The sequence below is a fragment of the Amycolatopsis ruanii genome (assembly GCF_003385175.1).
In the GTDB taxonomy this organism is placed as follows: domain Bacteria; phylum Actinomycetota; class Actinomycetes; order Mycobacteriales; family Pseudonocardiaceae; genus Amycolatopsis_E; species Amycolatopsis_E thermalba.
In genome coordinates, this window is record NZ_PQHY01000140.1 from 1 (window position 1) to 5,617 (window position 5,617).

The 5,617-nt window shown below is 69.5% G+C and carries 5 protein-coding genes; 3 read left to right on the forward strand and 2 right to left on the reverse strand.

The window, feature by feature from the left end:
• Nucleotides 1–264: 264 nt before the first annotated feature.
• Both D0D28_RS34915 and D0D28_RS34920 read right to left on the reverse strand, forming a co-directional pair.
• Nucleotides 265–2,541, reverse strand: coding sequence for an MFS transporter (locus D0D28_RS34915; protein ID WP_116115461.1), 2,277 nt, complete (start codon nt 2,539–2,541; stop codon nt 265–267).
• A gap of 23 nt (nt 2,542–2,564) precedes the next feature.
• Entirely contained in the window at nt 2,565–3,074 is a 510-nt protein-coding gene (locus D0D28_RS34920; protein ID WP_198958273.1) for a MarR family winged helix-turn-helix transcriptional regulator, read from the reverse strand.
• 301 nt (nt 3,075–3,375) lie between these two features.
• Here D0D28_RS34920 and D0D28_RS34925 point away from each other — a divergent pair, with 301 nt between their 5' ends.
• The 3 genes from D0D28_RS34925 to D0D28_RS34935 form a co-directional block, all read left to right on the forward strand.
• Nucleotides 3,376–4,548 carry a globin domain-containing protein gene (locus D0D28_RS34925; RefSeq protein ID WP_198958272.1) on the forward strand — a complete coding sequence of 391 codons (1,173 nt, stop codon included), beginning with the start codon at nt 3,376–3,378 and terminating at the stop codon, nt 4,546–4,548.
• A gap of 10 nt (nt 4,549–4,558) precedes the next feature.
• Entirely contained in the window at nt 4,559–5,266 is a 708-nt protein-coding gene (locus tag D0D28_RS34930; RefSeq protein WP_094006475.1) for a dienelactone hydrolase family protein, read from the forward strand.
• Between the two features lie 170 nt (nt 5,267–5,436).
• A partial coding sequence (locus D0D28_RS34935) for a transposase (RefSeq protein ID WP_162831123.1) occupies nt 5,437–5,617 on the forward strand: 181 nt, incomplete at its 3' end.

The following is a 5,617-nucleotide window of genomic DNA, read 5'->3' on the forward strand; positions in this document are numbered from 1 at the left end:
AGATGTGTCTAACGAACAGGTCACATAGGGACACCCCCCCGCCTCGGGCCGCCCGGCCGAAGGGGGCGCCGGCCTGGCTCACCTCACGGGCCGGGTCGCCGCCACCTCCCGGATGCCGGCCATGTGCGCCGCCCCGCTCGGGGCCTTCCTCGGCGGTTGGCTGGCCACCACGTACGACGTGCGCACCCCGCTCTACGCCGCGACCCGAAAAGCACGAAGACCGCCTCCCGGGGGATTGAGGCGGTCTTCGCGGGTCTTGCGGGCTCAGCGCGGGTGCGTCAGCTCCACGTCACGGGACAGCGGGGTGCCGGCGACGACCTCCAGCGGCGTGGCCACCGGGGCGTAACCGCTGGTCACGATCGTGTAGTCGCCCGCGGGGAGGTCGGTGAAGGTGTACCGGCCCGCCTCGTCGGTCAGCGTCACCGCGACGACCTCGCCGTGCTCGTCGAGCAGCGTCACCTGGGCCTCGGCGACCGGCCGGTCGAAGCGGCCGGCCCGGACCACCCCGCCGAGCCGGGCGGTGAGCCCGAGTTCGACGTCCTGCGTGGCCTCCTCGCCCTCGGTGGTCGTCAGCGGCACCGCGGCCGGCTGGTGACCGGCGGCCGTGACCGTCAGCGTGTACGCGCCGCCGGGCACGTCGTCGAAGTGGTACCAGCCATCGCCGCCGGTCACGGCCGACGCGACCACTTCGCCGCGGTCGTCGGTCAGCACGAGCGTCGCGCCGCCGACCGGCTGACCGCCACGCGCCCGCACCACGCCGCTGACGCCACCGGCGCCGCTCATCTCGATGTCGCGCCGCACCGGCTGCCCGTTGACCGTGACCATCACCGCGCTCGGCTGGAACCGGGCGGCCGAGGTGATCAGGAGGTAGATGGCGTCCGGCGGAGCCGGCAGCCGGTAGGTGCCGTCGGCCGCGGTCAGCGTCCGCGCCACCTGTTGCCCCGACGAGTCGGTCAGCGTCAGCGCGGCCCCGGCGAGCGGGCGGCCCGACGGGCCGCTCACCACACCGTGGATCGCGGAGCCGGTGACCGGCGCGGCCTCGGCGTTCTCGGTCAGGTCGATGCTGCGGCGCAGCGGGACCTCCTTGATGAACAGCACCGCGATCAGCGTGGCGATCGCGATGATCCCGCCCGCCAGGAAGACCGAGCCGATGCTGTCGCCGTAGGCGGCCCGCACGATCGACTGGAACGGTTCCGGCAGCACGGCCAGGTTCAGGCTGCTGCCCGCGCCGCTCGCCCCGGCCTCGATGCCCATCGCGGACAGCGCGCTCGACACGTGGCTGCTGACCTTCGCCGCGAGCAGCGCGCCCAGCGCGGACACCCCGGCCGAACCGCCCAGCGTGCGGAAGAAGGTGACCACCGACGACGAGGACCCCATGTCCTTCATCGACACGGTGTTCTGCACGACCAGCACCAGGTTCTGCATCAGCGCACCGACGCCGAGGCCGAGCAGCGCCAGGTAGCCGCCCATCAGCACCAGGTTGGTCTGGTGGTCGATCGTGCTGAGCAGGAACAGGCTCGCGACCAGCAGCACCGCGCCGCCGACCATCCAGGACTTGGTCTTGCCGGTGCGCGAGATGACCTGCCCGGCGATGGTGGAGGACAGGAACAGCCCCAGCATCATCGGGATGGTCATCAGGCCGGCGTGCGTGGGCGAGTAGCCGCGGGCCAGCTGGTAGTACTGCCCGAGGAACACCGCGCCACCGAACATCGCGGTGCCGACCGACAGGCTGCCGATCACCGCCAGCGTGAAGGTGCGGTTGCGGAACAGCCGCAGCGGGACCACCGGGTCGGCGACCTTCGTCTCGACGAACACCGCCAGCGCCAGCGCCACCAGGCCGCCCAGCACGTAGAACAGGGTCGACCAGGACCACCAGGCGAAGCTGCCGCCCGCCAGCGAAACCCAGATCAGCAGCAGCGAGACGCCGCCGACGAGCAGGGTCGCGCCCATCCAGTCGATCTTGACCTGCTTCTTGAAGACCGGCAGGTGCAGGGTCTTGCCCAGCACGATGAAGGCGACCACCGCGACCGGGACGGTGACCCAGAAGGTCCAGCGCCAGCCCAGCGGCGAGTCCACGATCAGGCCACCGAGCAGCGGGCCGGCGACCGTCGCCAGCGCCATCACCGCGCCGATGTAACCGCTGTAGCGGCCGCGTTCGCGCGGCGAGATCATCGCCGCGATCACGACCTGGACCAGCGCCTGCATGCCGCCGAGGCCGAGGCCCTGGACCGCGCGGAACGCGATCAGCTCGGGCATGGACTGCGCGATGCCGCCGAGCACCGAGCCGGCCGTGAAGATCACGATCGACAGCTGGTACAGCATCTTCTTGCTGAACAGGTCCGACAGCTTGCCCCAGATCGGGGTGCTCGCCGTGGACGCCAGCAGGGTGGCGGTGATCACCCAGGTGTACTGACTCTGCGAGCCGTCGAGGTCGGCCAGGATCGTCGGAAGCGCGTTCGAGACGATCGTGGAGGACAACATGGCGACCAGCAGCGCCAGGAGCAGGCCGACGAACGCGCGCCCCACCTGACGCGGCGTCATCGCCTCCTGGTTCGCTGTCGTGCTCACTTCGGGATCACTTCCTCTTCTCCGCCGCCTGTGCGGGCGGGCAAGGTGACCGGCGTCTGGCCGAGGGCCTCGCGCAGTCCTTGGTTCATCAGGGTCAACCGGGTGGTGAGTGCTTCGACCTCGTCGTCGGTCCAGTCCGCGAGCGCGCGCTGCAGGAAGTCGACGTGCAGCAGCCGCCAGCGCTCCAGCTCGGCGCGGCCGGCGTCGGACAGGCTGATCAGGCTCGCGCGCCCGTCCTCGGGGGCGGGCCTGCGCTCGACGAGACCGGCCGCGGTCAGCTGGGCGATCTGCCTGCTGATCACCGAAACGTCGACCATCTTGCGTTTCGCGAGGTCCGAGGGGCGGCTCTCGCCGTGCGCGTTGAGGTCGGACAGCAGCATGGCAGCCGCGGGGTGCAGGCCGTCGTGCTCGCGCTGCCAGGACTGGTTGATCCAGGCGTGCTGCAGCTGGCCCGCCGCGCGCAGCTCACGCATGAGCTGGACGGCCTTCTCGTCGCGGTCCCCCATGGACCCACCTCCTGGTTGGTTGTCACATACAACTATAAAGCCAGTAGTTGTATGCCACAACTATCTAAGTAGGTGACTTGTCCCACTGGTGGGGGGATCGCCGGACCACCCGGAAGGAGCAACTTCACGAGGATCGCGGCCGCGGCGGTTACCCTGCGACGGATCGTGTTCGTATTGCCCGGGGACGATTGACCGAACAGAGTGGATTATTCATGATCTTTTCACACGCTCACCTGCTATTGCGTGTTCATGAATAATCGACGACGAGCATGAACGCGCACCACGGAGCAGCCCCGAACCCATGACAGCCGACCCCGTCAGCCCCGTACCCCGGTCCGTGCACCGGGAGGCGCCGCCTGCCGTCACCGCGATGGTGCGCCTGATCAGGGACTCCTGGGCCAAGGCGGAGCCGTACCTGCCCGAGGTGACGCAGTTCTTCTACGGGATGCTGTTCACGCTCGCGCCCGCGACGCGGGACTTCTTCCCGATCAACATGGAGGTCCAGCGCAACCGGATGGTGCGCGCCCTGGTGCACGTCGTGCAGATGGTGGACCAGCCCGACGACCTGGTGCCGTTCCTGCGGCAGCTGGGGCGCGACCACCGCAAGTTCGGTGTGGTGCCGGGCCACTACGAGGCGGTCGGCACCGCGTTGCTGGCGGCGATGAAGACGCAGCTCGGGCCGGACTGGACCGAGGACGTCGAGCGCGCGTGGGCCGAGGCGTTCACGATCATCGCGCGGCAGATGCAGGAGGCCGCGGCCACCGACACCAACCCGCCGAACTGGTCGGCGCGGGTGGCCGAGCACCGGCGGCTGAGCTGGGATCTGGCGATGGTGCGGCTGGAGCCCGAGCAGCACATCCCGTTCCGGCCCGGGCAGTACCTGAGCGTCGAGGTGCCGCAGCGGCCGCGGCTGTGGCGGTACCTGTCACCGGCGAACGCGCCGCGCCCGGACGGCTCGCTGGAGTTCCACATCCGCGCGATCGAGGGCGGCTGGGTCTCCCGGGCGATCGTCAGCCACACCCAGGCGGGTGATGTGTGGCGGTTCGGGCCGCCGCTCGGCACGCTGGGCGTGGACCGGGAAAGCGGCCGGGACGTGCTGATGGTCGCGGGCGGCACGGGGATCGCGCCGATGCAGGCGATGATCGACGAGCTGGGCCAGTGGGGCGAGAACCCGAAGGTGCACCTGTTCTACGGCGGCCGCACGCGGGAGGACCTGTACGCGCTGGAGGGGTTGCGGATGGTCGCGTCGTGCAACCCGTGGCTGACGGTGACGCCGGTGGTGGAGAACGGGCCGGGCCTGACCAGCGGTGAGCAGGGCACACTGGCGGACGTGGTGACCCGGTACGGCGCGTGGCCCGGTCACGACGTGCTGGTGTCGGGCTCGCCGGCGATGATCCGGGCGACGGTGTCCCGGATGCTGGTAGCCGGAACGGCACTCGATCAGATCAGGTACGACCCGTTCACGATCGACTAGCCTGCGGGGAATGGAGATTCCTGTCGCGGACGGAACCATTCGCGGTTATCTGGCGACCCCGCAGAAAGAGGTTTCGGGCGATCCGCCCTGGCCGGGGGTCGTGATCGTGCACGACGCGGTCGGCCTGTCGCAGGACGCGCGGAACATCACGGACCGGTTCGCCACGGCCGGATATGTGGCGTTGTCGCCGGACCTGTATTCGCGGGGCGGGTTCGTCCGGTGCGTGAAGTCGGTGTTCAAGGAGCTGGCGGCCGGCCGGGGCCGGGCGTTCGAGGACCTGGACGCGGCCCGCTCGCTGCTGGCGTCGCGGTCCGATTGCACCGGCCGCGTCGGGATCGTCGGGTTCTGCATGGGCGGGGGCTTCGCCTTGGTGGCGGCGTCGCGGGGGTTCGACGCGTCGGCGCCGTACTACGGTCAGCTGCCCAAGGATCTGTCCGTGTTGGACGGTGCGTGTCCGATCGTGGCCTCGTACGGGAAGAAGGACTTTTCGCTGCGTGGTGCGGCGGACAAGCTGTCGCGCGAACTGTCGGCGCGGGACGTGCCGCACGACGTGAAGGAGTATCCGACGGTCGGGCACAGCTTCGCGAACCAGTTCCACGGGCCGGTCAACGTGCTGCTGAAGATCGCCGGGATGAGCTACGACCGCGAGGCGAGCGAGGACGCGTGGCGGCGGGTGCTGGCGTTCTTCGCGGAGCACCTTCGTCGGGAGGCGGTGTAAAGCGCCTTACGGCGCTTGACGGTCGCCTTGGGTGCCGGCCTCCCCCGCCCCCTCTCCATGATTGTGTATTGGTCGCCGAGCAGACGTGTCAAGGCGGGAAAGTGATGTGCTCCGAGGTCTCCGGACACGTCTTCCAAGTAGACTGGCGGAGGACACCGGAGGAGCGTTTCATGGCAAGGAGACCGAGAAAGTACTCGCCGGAATTGAAGGCTGAGGTCGTCAAAGCGGTACTCGAGGGCGGGCTGAGCTATACCGAAGCGGCGCGCGATTTTGATTTGGTCGCGCAGACGGTGCATAACTGGGTGACGGCCGAGAAAAAGAAGAGAGCTGAAGAGTCGCCGACCGCGACGC

Bases quoted from the DNA above. Each gene is read 5' to 3' on its own strand.
- D0D28_RS34915 (WP_116115461.1), bottom strand. From the start codon at position 2,541: ATGACGCCGCGTCAGGTGGGGCGCGCGTTCGTCGGCCTGCTCCTGGCG.
- D0D28_RS34920 (WP_198958273.1), bottom strand. From the start codon at position 3,074: ATGGGGGACCGCGACGAGAAGGCCGTCCAGCTCATGCGTGAGCTGCGC.
- D0D28_RS34925 (WP_198958272.1), top strand. From the start codon at position 3,376: ATGACAGCCGACCCCGTCAGCCCCGTACCCCGGTCCGTGCACCGGGAG.
- D0D28_RS34930 (WP_094006475.1), top strand. From the start codon at position 4,559: ATGGAGATTCCTGTCGCGGACGGAACCATTCGCGGTTATCTGGCGACC.